The sequence below is a fragment of the Saccharothrix sp. ST-888 genome (assembly GCF_000955975.1).
Lineage (GTDB): Bacteria > Actinomycetota > Actinomycetes > Streptomycetales > Streptomycetaceae > Kitasatospora.
In genome coordinates, this window is sequence record NZ_JYJF01000006.1 from 21,204 (window position 1) to 43,041 (window position 21,838).

A 21,838-nucleotide genomic window follows, 5' to 3' on the forward strand; every position below is an offset into this window, starting at 1 on the left:
CACTTTCACCGGCGGCGTCAGTCCAGCGGGAGGTGGGCGCGGACGCGCTTGCCGCCGGCGTGGCGGTCGATCTCGCAGCGTCGGCAGAGTGCCAGGACGATCTCCAGCCCGTGCCGACCGACCCGCTGCGGGTCCGGCGAGCGTGGAGCGGGGAGCGTGGCCTCGGTGTCCCAGACGGTGACCCGGACGTCGTCGGCCGTGAGTTCGAGATCCAGCAGGCAGGGGCCGGGCGCGTACTTCGCGGCGTTGGTGACGAGTTCGCTGACGACCAGCCGCACCGTTTCGGCGGCCACCGCGGTGACCGGGACGCCGTAGACCGTCTGCACCTCGGCCAGGAAGTCGGTGGCGAAGCGCCGGGCCGCAGCGATGGTGCCCGGTCTGCCGTCGTACGTGGCGCCGGCCCACAGCCGTACCCGGCTTTCGAGCTGCCCGTCCAGCGGTCCTGCCTCCAACACGTCCTGCACCTTCCCCCCGGTACGCGGGCCCGGGTCCACCCTGGTCTCCGCGCCGCCTACCCGCACACCGGAGATTCATTCGGGCCGTCGCCGAACGGCGGTGTCCCGCCCGCGACGTAGACGGCCAGCGCACCCAGGGCGAAGACGTCGGTGGCCGGTCCGGTCGGTCTGCCCAGGGCCTGCTCGGGTGCCATGAAGGCCGGTGAGCCGATCCGCAGGCCGGTTCCGGTGAGAGCACTGGCGTCGGCGGCTCGGGCGATGCCGAAGTCGATGACGCGCGGGCCGTCGGCGGCGATCAGGACGTTGGCGGGCTTCAGGTCACGGTGCACCACGCCGACGTGGTCATGGTGGTTCTCCGGGCGGGTAGGCGAATGCGGCCCGCGCGCGCCACGAGGTATGCCCGCGCGGTCCGGCGGCGGTGCGTCGCTCCGAGTGACATCGGATCCTACCAGACTGTAATTTCAGTCAGGAATGAGGTTCGGGCCGGGGCGGAACCCCAGGTAGGGTGTTGGGCTGTGGCTGACCGTAGAACAGCAATCATGGAAGCGGCCGCGCGGGTCATCGCCCGGCGCGGAGTCCGCGGCCTGCGGGTGGAGGAACTCGCGGCCGAGGCGGGCGTGTCCACCGCGCTGATCTACTACCACTTCAAGGACCGCACCGGGATTCTGCGGGCGACGCTGGAGTTCATCAGCGACCGCGCCGAGCGGTACACGACGGAGCGGGAAACCGGCGCCCAACCACTCGATGCACGAGGCGAGTTGGAGCAGACGCTGCTGCTGGAGCTCCAGGACACCGCCGAGGTGCGGGAGAACAGCGCGGCCTGGGGAGAGCTGCGGGCGAGTGCGGTGTTCGACCCCGAACTGCGGGAGGACCTGGCGCGGGCCACGCTCGTGTGGGTGCAGGAGGTCGCCGAACTGCTGGGCCGGGTCCGGCCGATGGGCGGGGCTGCCGCGCTGGCCGGCTCGGCCGAGCGCCTGACCGCGCTCCTGGAGGGCCTGAGCGTGCGCTGGCTCAGCGGCAGTCTGCCGTTGGCGCACGCGCGCGAACTGATGGCGGGTGCGATCGACGCCGAGCTGCAGCGACTGCGCTGACAGCTGGGCAGTGAAGGCCGGGCTGTGAAGTTCGGATGCTGACGGCCGGGCGCTGAAGGCCCGTGTCCGAGGTGGCGGACGGCGCTCGTCCGGCCTCGAAGAAGGCGTTCGGGCTGCTCGCCGCAGGTGCCCGAGCGCTGTTTCCACGCCAACCCGTCGATCGGCCGGGGCCGCTCGCGCCGCCCGGCTGCTGTAGACCGGCCAGGCTACCCGCGCCGCCGGTCCGCTGTCCGCGTTCGCCCTCCCGTGGGCTCGCCTGGGCTCACCGCTCGCCGCAATTCCCGTAGGCGTTCACCGCTGTGGGTGGGGTGGCACGCACACTTTCTCCATTCTTGACTGAATTTTCAGTCAGTGTCACAGTGTGGGTACGGCAGCGCCAGGTACGAGTGGCGCCCGGTGACCCCGCCCGTTGGTGAATGCGGGCGGGTGGGCAGCGGCTGCCGTAGGACCGGCATCGGGGTGTCGACCGGAGGGGTGTCCCGCCGACTCGGCACGCAATACTTGATCTGGAGACCTCATGAGTGATCCGTACAGTGTCAGCCGCACGTTCGGCAGTCGGTTCTTCGGGGCGACGCCCTCACGCAGAGGGGTCCTGGGCGCCGCCGGTCTCGGTGTGGCCGGGGCGGCCCTGGGCTCGGTGGTGGGTGCCGCGCAGCCTGCGAGCGCGGCGGCCCCGAACTGGTGGGTGGACCGGGACGACGTACCCCACGCACGTACCTGGATGTCCTGGCCGTCCCGCAAGTCCATCTGGGGCCGGCAACTGGGCGGCGTACAGCAGGACATCGCCCTGATCGCCCGGACGATCGCACGCTACGAGCCGCTGGTCATGGCGGCCCCGGACGAGGAGAGTGCCGCCGCCGCCCGGTCCTTGTGCGGCCCGGGTGTCAGCGTGATCAGCTCGATCCCCACGGACGATCTCTGGATGCGCGACATCGCGCCGGTCTTCCGGCGGGACGGCCGCGGCGGGCTCGACGCCGTCGGCCTCAACTTCAACGGCTGGGGCAACAAGCAGACCCACGACGACGACGCCCTGGTCGCGCGGAACGTCGCCGACTACGACGGTCTGCGCTTCAGCAGGGCGGACTTCGTCGGTGAGGGAGGGGCGATCGAGACGGACGGCGACGGCACCGTTATGGCCACCGAGAGCAGCCTCGTGAACAAGAACCGCAATCGCGGGATGAGCCGGGACGAGATCGAGGACGCGGTCCTGCGCGCCTACGGCGCGGACAAGATGATCTGGGTGCCCGGTATCAAGGGCAAGGACATCACGGACGACCACATCGACGTCACCTCGCGGTTCGTCCGGCCGGGCGTCGTGATGGTGCAGCTGCCCCCGGCGGACCGCACCGACGTGTGGGCCAGGGACGCCCGCGAGCAGTTCGGCATCCTCGCGGGGGCCACCGACGCCAGGGGCCGGAGACTGCAGGTGATCCGGGTGGACGGCCCCGACACCGTGAGGTCCCGCGACCCCAAGTTCGTCGACTCGTACCTCAACTTCCACCTGGTCAACGGTGCTGTGATCACCGCGCAGTTCGGCGACGTGGTGAAGGACGCGGCGGCGAGGCAGACCCTGGCCGGAGCCTTCCCCGGGCGCGAGGTGGTCCAGCTCGACGTCGACCGCCTGATGTCCGGCGGCGGTGGGATCCACTGCTCCACGATGCACGAACCGCTGCCGTAGCCTGGATCCGGGCCCGGACCAGATGCAGCGGATTCCCCAGACCGCGAAGACCGCCTGGCTGCCCTGCCCCGCAGCCGGACGAAGTGGGGTGTCCACGCCCCAGAAAAAGCTCACCTTTTCTCTGTCGGAGTGTCCTGTGTCAGATTCCTCCTTCTCCCGTCGGACGATGCTGCGGTCCGTGGCCGGTGTCGGCCTGTTGGCCTTCGGAGGCGCGGCGTGCGTCCCGTCGGGCGACGACGAGACGGACGGAGCGCCGGCCCCGGGTGCCGCCCAGCCGTCGGCGCCGGGTGGGACGCAGGGGCGTCGGTTCGGCGCGGAGTGGGAGAGCCACGAGCGGACGTTCATGGCCTGGCCGGCCTCGACCGGCATCTGGGACAGCCAGCTGCCGGACGTCCGCTCGGACATCGCGGGTCTGGCGCGGGCCGTCGCGGGCTACGAGCCGGTGGTGATGTTCGCGCGGCCGGGGCAGGCGGATGCCGCGCAGCGGGCGTGCGGGTCCGAGGTGGAGGTCGTCCCGCTGCCCGTGGACGATCTGTGGGCGCGGGACTCCATCTCGGTTTTCGTGGAGGACGCGGGCACGCTCAAGGGCGTCGACTTCAACTTCAGCGGCTGGGGGAACAAGCAGAAGGAGCACGGCAACGACAGCAAGCTCGCCGCTGCGGTACTGGGCAAGTACGGCATTCCGCGGATCACGACGCCGGTGGTCGCCGAAGGCGGCTCCTTCGAGACCGACGGCCAGGGGACCCTGCTGGTCACCGAGAGCTCGGTGGTCAACGAGCGCCGCAACCCGGGCAAGAGCCGGGAGCAGATCGAGGCCGAGCTGAAGCAGGCGCTGGGCGTCACGAAGGTGATCTGGTTCGCCGGTGTGCGTGACAAGGACATCACCGACGCACACGTCGACTGCCTGGTGCGGTTCGCGGCCCCGGGTGTCGTGATCCTGGACCAGCCGTTCCCCGGAGCCCCCGACGACGTCTGGTCGCGTTCCGCCGCCCAGGCCAAGGAGGTGCTCAAGGACGCGACGGACGCGAACGGCAAGCGCCTTCAGGTGATCGAGCTGCCCCAGCCCGACCCGGACAGGATCACCGGCCGGGGCGACGCCTTCGTGTCCTCGTACATCAACTTCTACGTCGCCAACAAGTCGCTGTTCATGCCCCGGTTCGGTGACGCCGCAGCCGACGACCGGGCGCGGCAGATCCTGCGCGACCAGTTCCCCGGCCGTGACATCGTGCAGCTGAAGATCGACAACATCGCCTCCGGCGGCGGCGGCATCCACTGCTCGACGCACGACCAGCCCGGCAAGCCTGCGGCCTGAGCGTCCGGTCACCACACCGGTCGGTCTAGGAGACGATCCACGTGCCGGGCCCGCCGTGTGGTGGTCCCACCCACACCCCGGTCGGCCCGGGAGCGCTTCGCCGCCCCGGGCCGACCGGTCGCCGTCGGCGACACTGCGACGTCGCTGACCGCGCCACCGCGCTGACCGCCCCACCGCGCCGACGGCGCTGACCCGTGCCGGGGCCGCCTCGGTGAGCACGCCCCACCCTCGTGACCGTGCCGGCCAGGCTTTGCTGGCGCTCATTCGATCCTGCCTCAGCCGTCGATTCGAGGGCCGGTCGCAATCGCGTCCGAGTCGTCATGAGGTATATACGAAATTTCAGCCCGTTCATGCCAAGGATCCGATTTTGCTCGCTCATATGAACGAACATCAAAAAACTGTTCGTTCGAAGGGCAGGGAAGGGCGGGGCGGTGCGGGCGGTGGCAGCGGCCGCCTGCACCGCCGCACTGCCGGTCGGTTGGACGGGTTGTGGTGGTCGTCGTACGAGGTGCGGGAAAGGTGTCGAGGCAGGGGTTCCTGACGTCGTCCGGGGTGGGCCCGTCGGTGGCCGTGCCGGTCAGCGGGGGTCCAGGCCCGCCAGCATCTCCGGCAGCTCCCGGCTGTGGATGACCCCGAGGCTCCTCGTTGCGCGCGTGAGTGCGACGTAGAGGTCGTTCGCGCCGCGGGTGTGTGCCGCGAGGATCTCCGCGGGCTCCACGACGAGGACCGCATCGAACTCAAGTCCCTTGGCCTGAGCGGCCGTCATCAGCACGACGGGCGAGTCCAGTGCCGACGGACCGTCGGTGAAAGCGGCGACGCCGTCCAACCCGGCCAACCCGTCGACCAGTTCGACCGCACACGCCGGGGCGTGGATGACCGCCATCCGGCCGCCGTCCAGCGCCGCGATCTCCTTCTCGACGGCGGTGCGCAGCGCCGCTCCTCGGTCGCTCTCGGGGATCCGGAGGCTCCACGGACGGAGCCCGCCGCTTCGCACCGCACTGGGGGCGGTGAGCGCCGGGTCGACCGCCCGCAGGACGCCCTCGGTGATCCGCATGATCTCGGCCGGAGTCCGGTAGTTGACGGTGAGTTCCACCGTACGCCAGCGTCCCGCCGTGTACTCGTCGAGCGCCTCACCCCAGGAGCTCAGTCCGGCCGGCGCGCCGGTCTGCGCCAGGTCGCCCACGATCGTCATGGAACGGCCGGGGCAGCGCCGGGCCAGCAGCCGCCAGTCCATGGGGGAGAGCTCCTGCGCCTCGTCCACGATCACGTGCCCGAAGCCCCAGGTCCGGTCCTCGGCCGCGCGCTCGGCCAGGGGCCGGAGCGACTCCTCGCCGCGGTACTGTCTCGCCAGCATCTGCGCGTCCATCTCGACCAGCCCCACGCCGAAGTCGTCGAGGACGATCTTCGCGAATTCCAGCTCCGCGGCCTCGGCGGCGGCTTCGGCCCGGCGGGAGGTGGTGCTGCCGGGAAGCGCGCCGAGCAGTTCGGCGGCCTCGTCGAGAAGCGGTACGTCGGCGGTGGTCCAGACGGCGGCCGCCTGGTCCGGGCCCGGGTGTTCGCGCAGGAGTGCGGCGCGTTCGGCCTCGGTGAAGTCCGGCATGGCCATCGCCAGCAGCTCCGGGGAGCCGAACAGGGTCGTGAGCAACTGCTCCGGGCTCAGCAGCGGCCACAGCCTGTCGGTCAGGGCCCGGAACTCGGGCTCGACGACGAGCGCGTCGGCGAGGTCCACCACGGCGTCCAGGTCCATACTCGCGCCCTGGTCCCTGGCGCCCCGGTCCCTGGCGATCCGCAGGGCCAGCTCCGAGGAGAGCCGCTCGACCAGCGCGGGCCGGGCCGGGTTGTGGGGTTCGCCGGTCCTGCGCGCGGCGGCGTGGGCCCGTTCGCAGAGGGCCCGGCTGATCAGGAGCTCCTCCTCGTAGGGCGACCTTCTGCCCACGGTGATGGTCCACGGCTCCTCCGGCTCCGGCAGCTGCCGCAGGCCGTCCAGCCCGGCGGCGAGAACCCCGGCCATCCGTACGTCGCCCTTGACGGCGGCCGCCTCGGGCGTCTCCGTGTCGGTCCCAGTCACGCCCGGGTAGAGCGCGCCGATGCTGCTCAGCACGACCTCGCTCTCGCCGAGCGCGGGGAGTACCTGGTCGATGTAGCGCAGGAACGTGGTGTTCGGCCCGATGACCAGTACACCGCGCTTGGCCAGCCGGTCGCGGTGGGTGTAGAGCAGGTACGCGGCGCGGTGCAGCGCGACCACGGTCTTGCCGGTCCCCGGACCGCCCTGCACGACCAGCACGCCGCCGAGTTCGGAGCGGATCACCCGGTCCTGCTCGGCCTGGATGGTGGAGACGATGTCGCCCATCCGCCCGGTCCGGGCCGCCGTCAGCGAGGCGAGCAGGGCGGTCTCCCCGCTGAGCTCGGAGCTGTCCCGGCCCTCCAGGGCACTCACGCCGAAGGCGTCGTCGTCGAAGTCGACGATGGTCCGGCCCTTGCTCCGCAGGTGCCGCCGCCCCGCCACACCGCCGGGCGCGGCGGGCGTCGCCCGGTAGAACGGCTCCGCGGCCGACGCCCGCCAGTCGGTGAGGAGCGGCTCGTGGTCGTCGTCCGCCAGGGCGATCCGGCCGATGTACCGCCGCTCGCCGTCGGCGTTCTCGATCCGGCCGAAGCAGAGCCCGTACTCGGCGGCGTACAGTTCCGACAGCCGGCGGGTGTGGTGGATCTCCAGCGTGTCGCGCTCCATGCGGGACTGGATCGTTCCGCCCTTGTCCTGGAGATGGATCTCGCGCAGCCGAGCCGTTGCGAGTTCGCGCTGCGCTTCGAGGCGGTCGTACAGCTTGCCGACGTACTCGTTCTCCGCTCGCAGCTCTCCGGCCCGCCAGCCGTCGGAGGGCTGAGCGCCGCCGTCGCCAGGGTTCGTCCCGTTTCCGGCTCCGGCACTGACAACTGAATCGGGTTCGAGTCCGGGTTCGAGTTCGGATGAGGGCGATGACGATGATGACGACGTGGGGACCAAGGCTAGCTCCATTGACTCAGGACCCTCAATTGACCGAGCAGTTGAGGGCGGCGGCGGAATGACCGCCATTCACGGCACAACAAAATCTGGGGCCGGGACCTACGCGCACGTGACAGGCCCGGCCGGCATCAAGCCGGTCGCCACCACCGCATCACATCCCGCGGCCGCCGAGGCGACCGCACCTCCGCGCCGAGCTCCCGCAGCCGCACCGCGAGCCCCACCATCGGTTCGACGTCCCCGCGCGACCCGTGCGTCGACGACAACACACGCACTCCGCGCCTCCCAATTCCGCAGATTCCGGCCTCGGCCGACGATTCTGCGGCATGACCGGGGCCTTGCCGCAAGGCCCCCAGTGCGCTATATGTTGAGAGTGGCAAGGAGTGGGTATCCTCCTTGTCTCTGTTTTTTGCCGCTGTCTGTCGCCCGCTGTGGACGGACGACCTCCGCGCGAAGTGGCGGCGCGCCGCGCGTGATGTGCCGCGCGTCACTGTTCAAGTCCCCTGATTGCTCGGTGAGTTCCTCGAGCAGCCGGGTGCCGATGCGCTCCGGAGTGGGCCGCGGGTCTGCCGGTACCGTCCGGCTGTTGTCCGGTGGAGGAGCCTCCCCCGGTGGGATCCTCCCACACCGTGCCTGCGGCCGGGCTGGACTTCCGCTCACCAAGGCCGGACGCTACTGTCCGGTAGCAGTAGTCCGCCGGACAGGTGGACCCGGATCCTGGAGTGACCGTGGCGGCATCGAAGAACTCGGCGAGACTGCTGGCCGGTCTGCTCCTCACGGCCGGGGCGGCCCACTTCGCGAAGCCTCGCCAGTTCGACGCGACCGTGCCCCGTTCGCTGCCCGGCAGCCCGCGGACCTGGACCTACGCCAGTGGAGTCGCCGAACTCGCCGTCGGTGCGGCGGTGGCCGCGCCGCGCACCAGGCGGCTCGGCGCACTGGCGGCCGCGGCCCTGTTCACCGCCGTCTTCCCGGCCAACGTCAAGATGGCGTACGACTGGCGCCACCGCCCCGCCCCCCAGCGCGCCGCGGCCGTGGCGCGACTCCCGCTCCAGGCCCCGCTGATCCTCTGGGCGCTGCGGATCCACCGCGCCGAACAGCCGCGCTGAACGACGGCGCCGGACCGGCCCCGCCGGGTGTCAGCGCCCCGTCGCGCTGTGCGTCGAACGATGGGAGTGGACTGAAGGACGTCGTCGTACGACCGTGGAAGCAGGCTCCCCTCGTGGAAGCAGTCTCCTCGTTCGCTGGAGGTCGTCATGTCCGTCACCGACTCCGCTCCGAAGCTCGAGGTCAGGCCCGACGCGCCGAGCCCGACCGAGACTCCCGAGTGCGAGGCCTCAACCTGCCACGGGATCTCCACGGCCGAGCGTGTGGAACTGCACGACGCCTGGCCCGGCTGGTTCCCGCTGCTGATCATCACGGTCATGGTCGTGTGCGCCGTCGGCTTCATGATCGGGCGCATTCTGTCCGTGTAGCCGACGGTGACCAGCGCACGACCGTCCGGCGCGAGCGGCACCGCCGGCCGGCGACGGCTGCCGTCAGCAGCTCAGGTTCGAACCCGAGCCCGACAGGTGGAGGTGCAGGGCGTGCAACCCCGGGGTGGGAGTGCCTGGCCCGATCAAAAGGCGTTGATCTCACCGGTGATGACGGTGAAGCTGCTGCCATGCGATTTCCCACCGAGGCCCATCGAGAGGTTCAGGTCCGCTACAACCAGCCGAGCTGCATGGGCGGCTTCGCCCGGGTCGCCCTCGACTTCGAGCCGCTGCCGGACGGCGAGTTGGGCTTCGAGTTCCTCAGCCTGGTCGGCCCCGATGAGATCGAGCCGTACTGCGTGGAGCCACTGGCGGAGGGGATCCGGCTCTGGCTGCTCGGTGTGCCGCGGGACCGGCTGGTTCCGGGGCGGCGGCCACCCGTCCCCGACGACGGCGAGCTGCGACGCGGTGTCCCGGTCCGGGGTGAACCGGGGCTGGGCCTGATCGCCGTGCGGGCGGTGCTTCACGACTCACGCGTGCACGAGATCGACTCGACGCCCTGGGCCCATCTGCGTGCGGGCCGGCGGGCTGCGGACAAGGCACTGAGCGGGGCCCTCGGCCGTCCGGTCACCGAGGACCTGCGGGACCGCGCGCCCGCCGGATGACCCCCTGCCCGGCGTGCCAGGGCCGGGGCCTTCCGCCGGGCTCCGGGAACAGCCGACGTGAACGTGCCGGACTGTGTTCGGCGAGGACGGCCGCCGGGGCGGGCGGCACTCCGTGGATGACGGACAGGACGGCTACGCGGTTCGGCACGGTCACCACTGTGCGACGAAGTCCGTACGGTCCGGGGACCGTTCGTTCGGCGCGTACTCCGGGCAGTGGTCGGCCGCCTCGGCGCCCCGCTGCCGCACCGCCCGGTAGCGTGCGCGTCGCGCAGAGCGGCGGACGTGCGGGTGCCGGCCGCCTACGCGAGCCGCAGGTTGGTGCGTTCGTGCGATGCCAGGAGGTGCCCGAGTGGGTATAGCTGTCAACCATCCGGACATCCGGACGACGCCACCCGAGGAGCCAGACCATGACCAAGCCCGTACTCGAGCCTGCCGCCCAGGCCCTGGTGGAGGCCACCGCCAAGCCGCCGTACCTGTCCGACCTGGGACCGATCGAGGGCCGCAAGACGCTGGACGAGTTGCAGAGCCCGGAGGTCGAGGTCCCGGGCACCACGAAGGAGGTGCTCAGCGACCCGGCGGTCACCGTCTTCCGCCCGTCCGACGCGACCGGGCCGCTGCCGGTGATCCTGTACATCCACGGCGCGGGCTGGGTGTTCGGCAACGGCCACACCCATGACCGGCTGGTCCGAACGCTGGCCCGGGACACCGGCGCGGCGGTGGTGTTCGTCGACTACAGCCTCTCGCCGGAGGCCCGGTACCCGGTCGCCATCGGCGAGAGCTACGCCGCCGCCCAGTGGGTCGTCCAGCACGGTGCCGAGCACGGGCTCGACCCGTCCCGGATCGCGGTGGCCGGAGACTCGGTCGGCGGGAACATGGCCGCCGCGCTGACCCTGATGGCCAAGGAACGGGGCGATGTACAGCTGGCGGGACAGGTGCTCTTCTACCCGGTCACCGACGCCGCCTTCGACACCGGTTCCTACCGGGAGTTCGCCAAGGGCTACTTCCTGCGGCGCGACGTGATGCAGTGGTTCTGGGACCAGTACGCCCCCGATGCCGCCCAGCGGGCCGAGATCACCGCCTCACCGCTGCGCGCCACCACCGAGCAGCTCACCGGGCTGCCGCGGGCGCTGGTGATCACGGGCGAGGCCGACGTGCTGCGCGACGAGGGCGAGGCGTACGCGAGCAAGCTGCGCCGGGCCGGGGTGCCCGTGACGGCCGTGCGCTACCAGGGCATCGTCCACGACTTCGTGATGCTGAACGCGCTGCGCGACACCCGTTCGGCTCATGCGGCCGTCGCCCAGGCCACCGGCTTCCTGCGCCGAGTGCTGGGCCAGCGCTGACGCGGTGAGGGGCGCAGAGTAGAGGCGGACGGGTCCGCCGTCCGCTGATGGCCTCAAGCGCGGGAGGCGGACCTGGCGGAACCGCTCCAGGAATGTTCAACATTCAACACGTGTTGTTCCCGACGTACGGAACAGAACCCGGCAACGGCTTCCGAAGGAGCGTCCGATGCCCGCAATCACCGTCCAGAACATTCTCGCCCTTCCGCGGATACCCCGACCCGACGGCACGGTCCTCTCCCAGCGGCCGGTGAGCTCGGTGACCACCGCCCCCAGCGGCCTGGAGGGGGAGGGCTTCCCCGTCAGGCGCGCCTTCGCCGGGGTGAGCCTCCGGGACCTCGACCCCTTCGTGCACATGGACCAGATGGGCGAGGTCGAGTACGCACCGGGTGAGGCCAAGGGCACCCCGTGGCACCCGCACCGCGGCTTCGAGACCGTCACCTACATGATCGACGGCATCTTCGAGCACGCCGACTCCAACGGCGGCGGCGGTGTCATCACCAACGGCGACACCCAGTGGATGACCGCCGGGAGCGGCATCCTGCACATCGAGGCTCCGCCGGAGCACCTGGTGGTCTCCGGCGGGCTGTTCCACGGCATCCAGCTCTGGGTGAACCTGCCCAGTGCCGACAAGTGGAACCCGCCGCGCTACCAGGGCATCGAGGGCCGCGAGGCGGTCCTGCTCGCCTCGGAGGACGGCGGCGCACTGGTCCGCGTCATCGCCGGAGAGGTGGCCGGCCACACCGGCCCGGGTTCCACCTTCACGCCCATCACCATGCTCCACGCCACCGTCAACGCGGGAGCGGAGCTGACCCTGCCCTGGCGGCCCGACTTCAACGCGCTGGTCTACGTGCTCGCGGGCCGGGGAACGGTCGGACCGGAGGCGCGCCCCGTACACATCGGCCAGCTGGCCGTCTTCGGCGCGGGCGACCTGCTGACTCTTGCCGCCGCACAGCAGCAGGACAGCCGCACGCCCGAGTTGGAGGTCCTGATCATCGGCGGCCGGCCGATCCGTGAACCGGTCGCCCACTACGGCCCGTTCGTGATGAACACCGAGGCCGAACTGCGCCAGGCCGTCGAGGACTACCAGGCCGGCCGGCTCGGCGTCATCCCCGCCGTGTATCTGCCGCACGGCACCTCCGGCGGCGAAGCCGGGCGGGCGGACCGGACGGATCGGAGCGGGCAGCACTGAGCAGTCCCCATCAGCCCCATCAGCCATCAGCCGCCGGCCGGGCTGAGCAGGGCCGAACAGAGCACGACAGGGCCACCCCTCCCAGGAGCACATACCGATGGAACTGAACCTGACCGGCGACGTCGCCGTCGTCACCGGCGCCAGCAAGGGCATCGGGCTCGCGGTCACCGAGGCCCTGGCCCGCGAAGGCGTCCGGGTGGTCGCCGGAAGCCGTACCGAGACCCCCGAACTCGCCGCACTGTGCAAGGAGTACGAGGTCTCCTTCGTCCCCGTCGACCTGGCCGGTGCCGACGGTGCCGGCCAGCTGGTCCGATCTGCGGTCGAGCAGCACGGCAGGATCGACGTACTGGTCAACAACCTCGGTGCGACCAGTCCCCGTTCCGGCTTCCTGGACATCGACGACGGCGAGTGGCAGCGGGTCTTCGAGCTGACCTTCTTCAGCGCGGTCCGCACCAGTCGTGCCGCGCTGCCGCACCTGCTGGTCCAAGGCGGGGCGGTGGTCAACATCAGCTCCATCAACGCCCGGCTGCCCTTCCCCTCCGTCGTGGACTACTCGGCGGCGAAGGCAGCACTGACCAACCTCACCAAGGGGCTGTCGGAGGAGTTCGCGCCCCAGGGCGTCCGCGTCAACTCCGTCGCGCCCGGACCGGTCCGCACCCCGTTCTGGACCGCTCCCGGCGGGTTCGCCGAGGCTGTCGCCGCAGGGGCCGGCACCACAGGCGAGGAGGCACTGGACACCGTCGTCCCGCGGGAGATGGCGATCTCCACCGGACGGGTCACCGAACCCCACGAGGTCGCCGAACTCGTCCTCTTTCTGGCCTCCCCCCGCGCGGCCAACATCACCGGCGCCGAATTCGTCATCGACGGCGGCCAGATCAAGACCACCTGACCGCTGCCGACCGCGGACCCGCCATGCCCGGAGCGGTCGTCGAAGTGGACGGTTTCTGAGCCGCGCGCGGCTCTGCTCCGCCGTCACGTCACCACGTGGTGCCGCCCGGCGGCGGGGCGTCGGCCGGGCCGGTGCCCCAGGTGCCGGGGGAGGCGGCGAGCCGGTAGTCGAGGCGGCCGCCGTGGGCGAGTGCGGAGTGGGTGAGCCAAGTCCGGTGCCAGGCAGAGCCGTTCAGCCTGGCTTCGACGATGTGGCGGGTGTCCTGGTCGGCTCCCGGGGCGGAGATCACCACCGTGCCGCCCTGCCGGTCGCGGTACGGGCCGACGGTCAGCTCGGCGAGCGGGAACTGCGGGACGGTGAGCAGGTAGGTCCCGGTACCGGCGGCGCCGGGGTAGAGCCCGAGGGCGGTCAGGACGTACCAGGCGGACATGGTGCCCAGGTCGTCGTTCCCGGTGACGCCGTCGGGGGCGTTGGTGAAGAGGGTCTCGGCGGCCCGGGTGACGGTCGCGGTGCGGTCGGGCCGGCCGGTCCACAGGTAGAGGTACGGGGAGAGCAGGTCCGGTTCGTTGTTGGGGTCGTAGGTGGTCCTGCCGAAGTAGTCGGTGGCGCCGTAGACCCAGGCCGAACGGGCGGCGCCGGCGGGATCGGTGAGCAGCCGGTCGTAGGCGAAGAAGGAGTCGAGCCGGGCGGTGGCCGCGTCGTTGCCCCCCAGCAGGCCGATGAGTCCGGCCGGGTCCTGCGGCACCGACCACAGGTACTGCCAGCCGCCGCCCTCGTGGAAGGCGGTCTGGCCGCCGTCGCCGTGCTCGAAGCCGGAGACCGGGTCGTAGGGCGACACCCAGCTGCCGTCGGGGTTGCGCGGTGCGAAGAAGCCGGTGGCGGCGTTCCACAGGGTGCGGTAGTTCCGGCCCCGGACGGTGAGCATCGCCGCGTCCGCGTGGTGCCCCAGGGCCCTGGCCATCAGGGCGAGGGCGGCATCGGCCGCCGCGTACTCCAGGGTCGCCGAGGCCGGGTGCTGGCAGTCGTTGTCCTGTCCGTGCTTGCCGGGGCAGCCGTTCGCACCGAGGTAGGGCAGGTAGCCGAGCGCGGCGTACCGCGGATTTCCGCTGCGCCCGCTGAACGGCGAGTCGGCGGGCGGTACTTGGGTGACGTTCTGCAGCAGGGCCCGGTAGGCCTCCTCCTCGTGCCCGGCGAGCAGGCCCTTCGACCAGCCGTCGACCAGGAAGGGTGTGACCGGGTCGCCGGTCATGACCCCGGTCTCGCTGTTCTCCAGCGACCACCTCGGCAGCCAGCCGCTCTCGCGGTGGATCGCCAGGACGGACAGGTCGATGTCGCGGGCGACGGCGGGGGTGAGCAGTTCGAGGAGCTGGTTCTGGGTGCGTGAGGTGTCCCAGAGCGAGAAGTTGGCGTACGGCGTCCAGTCGGTTGCAGTGTGGACCCTCCCGTCGGCGCCCGGGTAGCGCCGGTCCACGTCGCCGATCAGGTTGGGGTGCAGCAGCGCGTGGTAGAGCGCGGTGCAGAAGGCCACCCGGTGGTCGTGGTCCGAACCGCCGATCCGTACCGAGCGCAGCCGCCGGTCCCAGTCCGCGGTCAGGGCTCGGCGGGTGCGGTCGAAGTCGTGGCCGGTGGTCTCGGCCGCCAGGTTGCGGCGCGCGCCCTCGAACCCGGTGTAGGAGAGCCCGACCTTGACGACGACCCGGCGGTCGGTGTCGGTTCCGGTGTCGGTTCCGGTGTCGAAGGTGAGCCAGCCGCCGCTGCCGTGGGCGCGGTCGGGGCCGCTGTCCCCGGCGGAGTCCCGGGAGCCGGGGGAGAGCGTGCTGCCCCGCCAGGTGCCGAAGGAGCTGAACGGCCGGTCGAAGGAGGCCGTGAACCAGAGGGTGTGGCGGTCGCCGGTGCTGCCGCAGAACCGGCCGTCCGTCACCCGGCCCTCCACGGTCCGGTCCCCGACCACGTGGAACTCCGAACTGTCCACCGGCATATGGGCGTAGCCGGTGTTGACCAGGACGTTGGCCTGGCGGCCCGCCGGGAAGGTGTACCGCTGCCAGCCGGTGCGGGCGGTGGCCGTCAGCTCGGCGTCCACCCCGCTGTCCAGGCCGACCCGGTAGTAGCCGGCCGAGGTCTGTTCGTCGGCGTGGCTGAAGTGCGCGGCGTACACGGCCGGATCCGCGGAGGTGACGGCGCCGGTGGTGGGCAGGATCGGCACCTCGCCGCTGACGTAGCACCCCGCGCCGGAGAGGTGGGTCTGGCTGAAGCCCAGGATCTCGTCGTGCGCGTAGGAGTAGCCGTAGCTGGAACCGTCGGGGGCGAGGGTGTCCGGGCTCGGCTGCGCCATACCGAACGGTGCGGCGGGGCCGGGGAAGGTCAGGCCGCCGCGGAGGGTGCCGATCAGCGGATTGACCAGGGTCGAAGGATGGTCGACCGGCACTGGTGCGGTGCCCGCCGGGGCGGCCGCGGCTGCGGCTGTGGCTGCGCCCGGGGCCGGGGCCGGGCCGACCGCCGCCAGTACGGCGGACACCAGGGCCCACACGACCCGGCGGCTGCCGGTCCGGTGGCGTCGGCGTGGGTGGCGGCGCAGTGGCATGTCTCTCCCCGGGTACTCGGCCGGCGGCGGGTCGGGTCGGTGTGATCCCCCGATCCTGCCCTCGGCGGCCGGGGGAGGGCGGGTGCAACGCCCGGCCGTGGTGACGATCGGTCAGCGGCTGCCGGTGACAGGGCCTCGACGGCGGTCGGCGTCCGGTGCGGGAGCACAGTGGCTCGTGTGACGATCACACAGGATGCGGCGACCGCACACGCCTGGGCCGCCCTCGGCGGCAGGCCCGAACTGGTCGGGGGAGTGTCGTACGAAGGGGCCGGAGAGGTGCTCCCGGCCCGGCTGCCGGTGCGGGAGCTGGCGCGCGCCACGGTGGGCGTGTGCTCGCTGGCGGCGGCCGAGCTGCTGGCGCTGCGCACCGGGACGCCCGTACCGACGGTGCGGGTGCGGGAGGGGGCGGTGGCCACGGCGTTCGTCAGCGAGCGGCACCTGCGGATCGACGGCCGGACCCCGACGTCCTTCGCGGCGCTGTCCGGTTTCTGGCGCGCCGCCGACGGGTGGGTGCGGACCCACGCCAACTACCCGCACCACCGCGCCCGGCTGCTGGGCGCCCTGGGCATCCGTGACACCGGAGACGATCGGCACTGGTGGACGCGCTGGCGCAGGAGCTGGCGGTGCGCCCCGCCCGGTGGATTCAGGAGGCCGTGTACGCGGCGGGCGGCCTGGCCGTAGCCGTGTCGCCGGCGCCCGGTGCGGACGCGCCGGCACAGGCCGGGAGGCTGGCCGAGGCGGAGCGCTCCGGGGAGGGTGCTCCCCGTCCGCTGCCGGCGGCGGCGCTCCCGGCGGACGGGGTGCGGGTGCTGGACCTGACCAGGGTGATCGCCGGTCCCGTCGCGACGCGCTCCCTCGCCTTCCTGGGCGCGGACGTGCTGGCTGATGCACGGGATCCGGCCCGCGGCGGTGCCGGGAGGCGCCTACGATCCGCAGTCCTGGCCGGCCGAGACCGCCTCGCCGTACGGTGCGCTGCGGCATGCCCGCTCCCCGCTCCACCACGACGGCGCACCTGCGGACTGGAGCCGCCCGCCCGTTCGCTGGGGCACGGACCTGCCGTCCTGGTGACCGTCCGGTAAACACGCACAGTGAGTCACCGGCGTGTCACCAGCCGTCTTGATCTTGCGTGAGGAACTGATTACCATACGTATAGTTGCTCCGGGCAACTAAGTTGACGGGTCGGACTCGAGGGGCTGCCAGGCCGGAATGACGGCCCATCAGGTCCGGTTGTCACCACCGACCACGAACTGTCGGCGCAGCGGACTCGTGCGCCGATGCCAGGAGGGGAATGACGTATGACCAGCACCACGCAGACACTCCAGAGCGACGCCGAGCCGTTCCAGAGCTATGTAGAGCGCAACCTCGACACGCTGGGGGAGCACCCCGGCCGGGAGGCGGTCGTCCACGAGGGGCGGCGCATCACCGCAGGCGAGCTCCGCGATCTCGTCCACCGGATGGCCCGCGCCCTCCAGGCGCGGGGGGTGGGCCGCGGACAGACCGTCACCCTGCTGAGCGGCAACCTGCCGGAGACGATAGCCGCGCGCTACGCCGCCAACCTGCTCGGCTGCCGGATCAACCACCTGTACAACAAGCTCTCGGCGGACGTACAGGCCGCGATCGTCCGGGACATCGAGACCGTTGCGCTGATCGTCGACCCCCGCTATGCCGAGCGGGCCGCCGAGCTGACCGCCCAGGTCGAGGTGGAGCACGTCCTGGTCCTCGGGCCCGCGAAGGACGGTGAGGACTTGCTGGAGCTGGCGGCCCGGCAGTCCGCCGAGCCGCTGACCGGCCTGGCCCGGCCCGACGACGTGTGCTCGATCCGCCACACCGGTGGCACCACCGGCCACCCCAAGGGGATCTGCGCCACCTTCGAGCAGGTGGGCGGCTTCCGGACCCAGCTCGACGAGGTGCGGCGGGAGACGCACCGCCAGCTGGTCTGCACCACCCTCGCGCACGCCGCCGGCTACCTCGTCGATCTCACCCTCTCCGCCGGCGGCACCGTGGTGCTGCTGGACGACTTCGACCCCGCCGAGGTGCTGGCCGCGATCGAGCGCGAGCGGATCACCCGGCTCTTCCTCCTGCCGCCGCTGCTGTACCAGCTGCTCGACCACCCCGACATCGCCCACCGCGACACCTCCAGCCTGGGCAGCCTGATGTACGGCGGCTGCCAGGCGTCCCCGGTCCGCCTCGCCGACGCGGTGCGGCGGCTCGGCCCGGTGCTGTTCCAGTTCTACGGCCAGAACGAGGCCGGCGGCATCAGCACGCTGGCCGCCGAGGACCACGACCCCGACCGGCCGGACCGGCTGCGGACGGCGGGCAAGGTCCTGCCCGGGGTCGAGGTGGCGATCCGCGACGAGTCGGGCACCGACCTGCCCGCCGGTGAGCTCGGCGAGATCTGCGTACGCTCCGGCAGTGTCATGCTGGGGTACTGGAAGCAGCCGGAGCTGACCGCCGAGGTGCTGCGCGACGGCTGGCTGCACACCGGAGACCTCGGCCGCCTGGACGAGGACGGCTACCTCACGGTCGTCGACCGGCTGAAGGACATGATCATCGTCGTCGGCGGCCACGTCTACACCACCGAGCTGGAGGACCTGCTCAACTCCCACCCCCAGGTCCGGCAGAGTGCCGTCTTCGGCGTCCCCGATGCCGACCGGATGGAGCAGGTGCACGCCGTCGTTGTCCCCGTCCCGGGCGGCAGCGTCGACGAGCAGCAGCTCCGCGAGCTGGTGCTGAGCGAGCGCGGCGCGATGTACGAGCCCGCCCGGATCACCTTCGTCACCGAACTCCCGCTGACCGACGTCGGCAAGCCGGACAAGAAGGCGCTGCGTCGCAGTGCCGAGTCCCGGTCGGCCTGACCGCCCCGCTGCTCCCCGCTGCCACGCCGCCACGGCGGCGGGGAGCGCTCCGTGGCAGTCGGTGCGTAAAGTCCTGGGAATGCGCCATGTACACGACGCATGACAGACTGTAGCGTCATCCTCTGTCAACCGACATGCAACGGAGGGTAGTCATGGACCGCGAGAAGATCCCCAGAATCCTCGAGGGCACGGGCACGTTCGTCGTCGACCCGGAGGACGATGAGCGGGAGTGCGCCCAGTCGTGCTGCCGCCGGGCCGATCCACCCACGCACTGGGGGCAGTGGCTGCGCCCGGCCTGACCGGGTGATCCCGCGGCGACCGGGCGCGTCCGCCTCCCCGGACCGGCCGCCCGCCGGGTGACCTGCTGCCGCCCCCGAAGAACGGGTGACTCCACCCCGTCCTTCGAACCCCCTGCCGGCCGACGGCACCGAAGTTCCGGCCGCCACCGCTCCCCCCGGTCGGTGGCGGCCGGTCTCGCCGGCCCGGCCGCGCAGATCCGCCGAGGCGCCGTGTCGGTGCCGCTGTGCGTGACCGGATCGGTCCGCCGCCGGACCCGATACGGCCTGTCGCCGCCGCACCGGCGCGAACCAGAATCAGGGACATGAACCGAGCACTGATCGTCGTCGATGTCCAGGAATCCTTCCGCGCCCGTCCGCTCTGGGAGACCGTCTCCGACCCGAAGATCGCGCACCAGGTGGACCGCCTGGTGCGACTCGCCCGCCGGGCGGGCGATCTGGTGGTGTGGGTGCTGCACTCCGAGCCCGGCACCGGCGACGTCTTCGACCCCGCCCTCGGCCACGTCCGGCTGATGGCGGAACTGGAGCGCCGGGACGAGGAACCGCTGATCCACAAGACCTCGCACAACGCCTTCACCACCACCAACCTGCAGCAGCTCCTCACCGAGCACGGCATCCGCGAGCTCACCCTCTGCGGCCTGCGCACCGAGCAGTGCGTGGAGACCACGACCCGCCTCGCGAGCGACCTGGGCTACCTGGTCACCTTCGCCATCGACGCCACGGCCACCCACCCCATCCCGCACCGCGACGCTCCCGCTCACCGGACCGCCGCCGAACTGCTGGCGGACCCCCGGACCCTGGGCACCGAGGAGATCATCAGGCGGACCGAGTACGCCCTCGCCGGACGCTTCGCCACCATCGCCACGGTCGGCGAGCTGGAAGCCGCGGCCGGTCCTCGGGCATGATGACCGGATCGTGAGCCACATCGTCTTCCTGCTGGTGCCCGGAGTACATCTGCTGGACCTGGCCGGCCCCGCGCAGGCCTTCTCCACCGCCGCCGACTTCGGGCACCCCTACACGCTCGGCTACGTCGCCGAGCGGAGTCCGGTCCCCAGCGCCCAGGGGCTGCCGCTGACGGCCCGGCCGGACTGGCCCGACCTCGGACCCGACGACCTGATCGTGGTGCCCGGCTGGCAGGTGGGGACGCTGGCCCAGGGCCCCGACATCGGTGCGGGCTCGCTCGACGCCCTGCGGAAGCACCACGCCAGGGGCGGCACCGTCGCCAGCGTCTGCGCCGGGGCCGACGCGCTCGGCCGGGCGGGACTGCTCGACGGCCGCCGCTGCACCACCCACCACGAGCTCCAGGACGAACTGGCCCGGCGCCACCCGGGGGCGGTGGTCGTCCGCGACGTCCTGTTCACCGTCGACGACCGGGTGGTCACCTCGGCGGGCATCGCCAGCGGCATCGATCTGGCCCTGTACCTGATCGCGGCCCGGCACGGGCCCGCCGCGGCCGCCCAGGTGGCCCGGGACATGGTCGTCTACGCCCGGCGCAACGGCCATGAACCGCAGACCAGCGCGATGCTCCGGCACCGATCCCACCTCGACGACACCGTGCACCGCGCCCAGGACGTCATCGACTCGCGGTTCGCCGAGGCGCTGCCGCTGCCCGCGCTGGCCTCGGCCGTCGGGGTGAGCGAACGCACCCTCACCCGGCTCTTCAGCCGGGCCACCGGCGGCCTCACCCCACTGCGCTACCAGCAGACGCTCCGCCTCGAACGCGCCGAGCACCTCATCAGCCACGGCTCGACGGTCGACGCCGCCGCCCGCTCGGTCGGGTTCGAGGACGCGCGCATGCTGCGCCGGCTGCGCGCCCGCACGGCCTGATCCGGCACCCGGCCGGTTGCGGTGGGCGGGCGTCAGCTCCGCCTGGTGGCGACGGCGAAGACGCGGCGGAACGGGTACACGGTGCCGTGGCGGGTGGCCGGGTAGGCCGCGCGGAGCAGGTCGCGGTACTCGGTGAGGAAGTCGGCGGTGGCCTCGGGGTCGTCCGCCAGAGCGGTGAGGACGGGGCGCAGCGCCGTGCCCTTGGTCCAGTCGAGGACCGGATCGGTGCCGCTGAGGAGCTGAGCGTAGGTGGTCTCCCAGGCATCGACGGTGCAGTTGAGGCCAGCCAGGAGTTCGAGGTAGCCGGCCGGGCCGAGGACGACCTGGCGCCGCCCGTCGGCCCGGCCGCCCAGGCATCGGCGCCACCGGGCGCTCTCGCAGAGTTCGTCGAGCAGGGTGTGGCTGGGGGCGGCGGACTGGTCGGGCACCTGGAGGGCGAAGGTTCCGCCGGGGGCCAGGGAGTCGACCCAACCGGCAAGCAACTCGGGGTGGTTGGGGACCCACTGGAGGGCCGCGTTGGACACGACGAGGTCGTAGGGCCGGTCGGGGATCCACTCGGCGGCGTCGGCCGCACGGAAGCCAAGGGTGCCGCCGCCACTGGTGGGGCCGGCGAACTCCCGGGCGGCGGCGAGCATGTCGGCGGAGTTGTCGAGTCCGGTGATGTGCGCGTCGGGCCAGCGGTCGGCGAGCAGGGCGGTGAGGTTTCCGGCGCCGCAGCCCAGGTCGGCGATGTGGGCGGGGGTGCCCGGCAGCTCGGAGACACGGGCCAGGAGGTCGAGGAAGGGACGGGTCCGGTGTCCCGCGTGGCGCAGGTACTGCTGTGGATCCCAGGTCGCCCGGTGCATGTGCGCTACTCCTTCAGCCAGGTGTCTCTGCGTGCGGGACTGGGATGTCCCGGTCCCTGGCCATCCTCCACCCAGAGTATCTCGATATCAAGCTTCTCCATATCGAGATACTTCGAACGGGGCAGCCGCCGTCCGGCGTGCGGTCGGCGCTGCGCGATTTCTCCGCCGACGGGCCGCTGCTCGGTGCCACCGCCGAGGGGTCACGGGATCGGGGTCACCAGGTGTGCCCGGGGGCCGCGGTCGGGGTGAGGAGGGACCGGCGTACCTGCTGGGACACTTCGGGGCTGGTGAGCAGATCGTCGTGCTTCCCCGGCGCACGGGGGCCGAGGCAGGGGACGGCGGTCAACT

Annotated in this window: 20 protein-coding genes; 15 read left to right on the forward strand and 5 right to left on the reverse strand. The window is 71.9% G+C overall.

Going from position 1 to position 21,838, the window contains the following annotated elements; genetic code table 11:
- Positions 1–17: 17 nt before the first annotated feature.
- Positions 18–455, reverse strand: coding sequence for an ATP-binding protein (locus UK12_RS04620; protein ID WP_231591042.1), 438 nt, complete (start codon positions 453–455; stop codon positions 18–20).
- Between the two features lie 56 nt (positions 456–511).
- Complete coding sequence (locus UK12_RS42990; RefSeq protein WP_082119300.1) at positions 512–907, reverse strand: protein kinase domain-containing protein; 396 nt, start codon at positions 905–907, stop codon at positions 512–514.
- Between the two features lie 87 nt (positions 908–994).
- On the opposite strand from UK12_RS42990, the gene UK12_RS04630 reads away from it, so the two are divergent.
- The 3 genes from UK12_RS04630 (at position 995) to UK12_RS04640 (ending at position 4,536) form a co-directional block, all read left to right on the forward strand.
- Positions 995–1,546, forward strand: a complete 552-nt coding sequence (locus UK12_RS04630; protein ID WP_045299806.1) for a TetR/AcrR family transcriptional regulator — start codon at positions 995–997, stop codon at positions 1,544–1,546.
- A 517-nt stretch (positions 1,547–2,063) separates the two neighbouring features.
- Positions 2,064–3,224: an agmatine deiminase family protein gene (locus UK12_RS04635; RefSeq protein ID WP_045299808.1), complete on the forward strand. Its 1,161-nt coding sequence runs from the start codon at positions 2,064–2,066 to the stop codon at positions 3,222–3,224.
- Positions 3,225–3,390: 166 nt separating this feature from the next.
- The gene (locus tag UK12_RS04640; RefSeq protein ID WP_231591043.1) at positions 3,391–4,536 is read left to right on the forward strand and encodes an agmatine deiminase family protein; all 1,146 of its coding nucleotides are present in this window, start codon (positions 3,391–3,393) and stop codon (positions 4,534–4,536) included.
- Between the two features lie 577 nt (positions 4,537–5,113).
- Here the strand turns inward: UK12_RS04640 and UK12_RS04645 are convergent.
- Entirely contained in the window at positions 5,114–7,537 is a 2,424-nt protein-coding gene (locus tag UK12_RS04645; protein ID WP_231591044.1) for a HelD family protein, read from the reverse strand.
- Positions 7,538–8,262: 725 nt separating this feature from the next.
- Here UK12_RS04645 and UK12_RS04650 point away from each other — a divergent pair.
- From UK12_RS04650 to UK12_RS04675, 6 genes are all read left to right on the forward strand, one after another.
- A complete protein-coding gene (locus tag UK12_RS04650; RefSeq protein WP_045299948.1) occupies positions 8,263–8,640 on the forward strand; it encodes a DoxX family protein in 378 nt (125 codons plus the stop codon).
- A 147-nt stretch (positions 8,641–8,787) separates the two neighbouring features.
- A complete protein-coding gene (locus tag UK12_RS04655; protein WP_045299812.1) occupies positions 8,788–9,006 on the forward strand; it encodes a hypothetical protein in 219 nt (72 codons plus the stop codon).
- Between the two features lie 188 nt (positions 9,007–9,194).
- Positions 9,195–9,668 carry a hypothetical protein gene (locus UK12_RS04660; RefSeq protein ID WP_045299814.1) on the forward strand — a complete coding sequence of 158 codons (474 nt, stop codon included), beginning with the start codon at positions 9,195–9,197 and terminating at the stop codon, positions 9,666–9,668.
- Between the two features lie 407 nt (positions 9,669–10,075).
- On the forward strand, positions 10,076–11,008 hold the full coding sequence (locus UK12_RS04665) for an alpha/beta hydrolase (protein WP_045299816.1): 933 nt from the start codon (positions 10,076–10,078) through the stop codon (positions 11,006–11,008).
- A 166-nt stretch (positions 11,009–11,174) separates the two neighbouring features.
- Positions 11,175–12,197: a pirin family protein gene (locus tag UK12_RS04670; protein ID WP_045299818.1), complete on the forward strand. Its 1,023-nt coding sequence runs from the start codon at positions 11,175–11,177 to the stop codon at positions 12,195–12,197.
- 97 nt (positions 12,198–12,294) lie between these two features.
- Positions 12,295–13,086: an oxidoreductase gene (locus UK12_RS04675; RefSeq protein WP_045299820.1), complete on the forward strand. Its 792-nt coding sequence runs from the start codon at positions 12,295–12,297 to the stop codon at positions 13,084–13,086.
- An 88-nt stretch (positions 13,087–13,174) separates the two neighbouring features.
- On the opposite strand, the gene UK12_RS04680 is transcribed toward UK12_RS04675, so the two are convergent.
- Entirely contained in the window at positions 13,175–15,667 is a 2,493-nt protein-coding gene (locus tag UK12_RS04680) for a GH92 family glycosyl hydrolase (protein ID WP_082119302.1), read from the reverse strand.
- 177 nt (positions 15,668–15,844) lie between these two features.
- Between UK12_RS04680 and UK12_RS40880 the strand changes: the two genes are divergently transcribed.
- From UK12_RS40880 to UK12_RS04700, 6 genes are all read left to right on the forward strand, one after another.
- A complete protein-coding gene (locus tag UK12_RS40880; protein ID WP_052681534.1) occupies positions 15,845–16,348 on the forward strand; it encodes a hypothetical protein in 504 nt (167 codons plus the stop codon).
- Between the two features lie 204 nt (positions 16,349–16,552).
- A complete protein-coding gene (locus tag UK12_RS40890; RefSeq protein WP_197084578.1) occupies positions 16,553–16,735 on the forward strand; it encodes a hypothetical protein in 183 nt (60 codons plus the stop codon).
- A 227-nt stretch (positions 16,736–16,962) separates the two neighbouring features.
- A complete protein-coding gene (locus UK12_RS04690) occupies positions 16,963–18,522 on the forward strand; it encodes an AMP-binding protein (protein ID WP_045299821.1) in 1,560 nt (519 codons plus the stop codon).
- Between the two features lie 152 nt (positions 18,523–18,674).
- Entirely contained in the window at positions 18,675–18,821 is a 147-nt protein-coding gene (locus UK12_RS39400; RefSeq protein ID WP_156178535.1) for a hypothetical protein, read from the forward strand.
- 302 nt (positions 18,822–19,123) lie between these two features.
- Entirely contained in the window at positions 19,124–19,723 is a 600-nt protein-coding gene (locus tag UK12_RS04695; RefSeq protein WP_045299823.1) for a cysteine hydrolase family protein, read from the forward strand.
- A 10-nt stretch (positions 19,724–19,733) separates the two neighbouring features.
- Positions 19,734–20,645 carry a GlxA family transcriptional regulator gene (locus UK12_RS04700; RefSeq protein WP_045299825.1) on the forward strand — a complete coding sequence of 304 codons (912 nt, stop codon included), beginning with the start codon at positions 19,734–19,736 and terminating at the stop codon, positions 20,643–20,645.
- Positions 20,646–20,677: 32 nt separating this feature from the next.
- Here the strand turns inward: UK12_RS04700 and UK12_RS04705 are convergent, their stop codons facing one another.
- Complete coding sequence (locus UK12_RS04705) at positions 20,678–21,490, reverse strand: trans-aconitate 2-methyltransferase (protein ID WP_045299827.1); 813 nt, start codon at positions 21,488–21,490, stop codon at positions 20,678–20,680.
- Positions 21,491–21,838 lie beyond the last annotated feature (348 nt).

What these genes read in the sequence shown, in the direction of transcription:
- UK12_RS04635 (WP_045299808.1), top strand. Translation starts at nt 2,064, where the DNA reads ATGAGTGATCCGTACAGTGTCAGCCGCACGTTCGGCAGTCGGTTCTTC.
- UK12_RS04675 (WP_045299820.1), top strand. Translation starts at nt 12,295, where the DNA reads ATGGAACTGAACCTGACCGGCGACGTCGCCGTCGTCACCGGCGCCAGC.
- UK12_RS04665 (WP_045299816.1), top strand. Translation starts at nt 10,076, where the DNA reads ATGACCAAGCCCGTACTCGAGCCTGCCGCCCAGGCCCTGGTGGAGGCC.
- UK12_RS04655 (WP_045299812.1), top strand. Translation starts at nt 8,788, where the DNA reads ATGTCCGTCACCGACTCCGCTCCGAAGCTCGAGGTCAGGCCCGACGCG.
- UK12_RS04630 (WP_045299806.1), top strand. Translation starts at nt 995, where the DNA reads ATGGAAGCGGCCGCGCGGGTCATCGCCCGGCGCGGAGTCCGCGGCCTG.
- UK12_RS40890 (WP_197084578.1), top strand. Translation starts at nt 16,553, where the DNA reads ATGCACGGGATCCGGCCCGCGGCGGTGCCGGGAGGCGCCTACGATCCG.
- UK12_RS04690 (WP_045299821.1), top strand. Translation starts at nt 16,963, where the DNA reads ATGACCAGCACCACGCAGACACTCCAGAGCGACGCCGAGCCGTTCCAG.
- UK12_RS04680 (WP_082119302.1), bottom strand. Translation starts at nt 15,667, where the DNA reads ATGCCACTGCGCCGCCACCCACGCCGACGCCACCGGACCGGCAGCCGC.
- UK12_RS04670 (WP_045299818.1), top strand. Translation starts at nt 11,175, where the DNA reads ATGCCCGCAATCACCGTCCAGAACATTCTCGCCCTTCCGCGGATACCC.
- UK12_RS04660 (WP_045299814.1), top strand. Translation starts at nt 9,195, where the DNA reads ATGCGATTTCCCACCGAGGCCCATCGAGAGGTTCAGGTCCGCTACAAC.
- UK12_RS04695 (WP_045299823.1), top strand. Translation starts at nt 19,124, where the DNA reads ATGAACCGAGCACTGATCGTCGTCGATGTCCAGGAATCCTTCCGCGCC.
- UK12_RS04640 (WP_231591043.1), top strand. Translation starts at nt 3,391, where the DNA reads ATGCTGCGGTCCGTGGCCGGTGTCGGCCTGTTGGCCTTCGGAGGCGCG.
- UK12_RS04705 (WP_045299827.1), bottom strand. Translation starts at nt 21,490, where the DNA reads ATGCACCGGGCGACCTGGGATCCACAGCAGTACCTGCGCCACGCGGGA.
- UK12_RS39400 (WP_156178535.1), top strand. Translation starts at nt 18,675, where the DNA reads ATGGACCGCGAGAAGATCCCCAGAATCCTCGAGGGCACGGGCACGTTC.